Origin of the sequence: Maritimibacter harenae, assembly GCF_009882975.1 — a bacterium.
In the GTDB taxonomy this organism is placed as follows: domain Bacteria; phylum Pseudomonadota; class Alphaproteobacteria; order Rhodobacterales; family Rhodobacteraceae; genus Maritimibacter; species Maritimibacter harenae.
In genome coordinates this window covers 1-254 of sequence record NZ_WTUX01000036.1, presented here as the reverse complement: position 1 = coordinate 254, position 254 = coordinate 1, and the positions used below count along the sequence as shown (strand labels likewise).

Annotated in this window: 1 pseudogene; it reads right to left on the bottom strand. The window is 65.0% G+C overall.

Going from position 1 to position 254, the window contains the following annotated elements:
- A pseudogene (locus tag GQE99_RS20215) lies at positions 1-254 on the bottom strand (PQQ-dependent catabolism-associated beta-propeller protein); the annotation flags it as partial.

Here is a 254-nt window from a genome sequence, read left to right as displayed (position 1 = left end):
ACCTCGGGGCTGGGCCCGGTCGGGATCTGGTCGACCACCTCCAGCGTCTCGACATCGATCACGTCGATCACGTCGTCGTCGCCGCAGGCCACGTAAAGCAGCGTCTGGGCGTCGTTGAACTTCATGTCGCGTGGGCGGCGCGAGGTCTCGATCTGCTTGACCACGTTGAACTCGGCGTCGAGCACCCAGACCTCGTGGCTTTTCTCGTTGGAGACGAACACGAGCCCGGTGTCCTTGGCCTGTGCCGGGCCGAG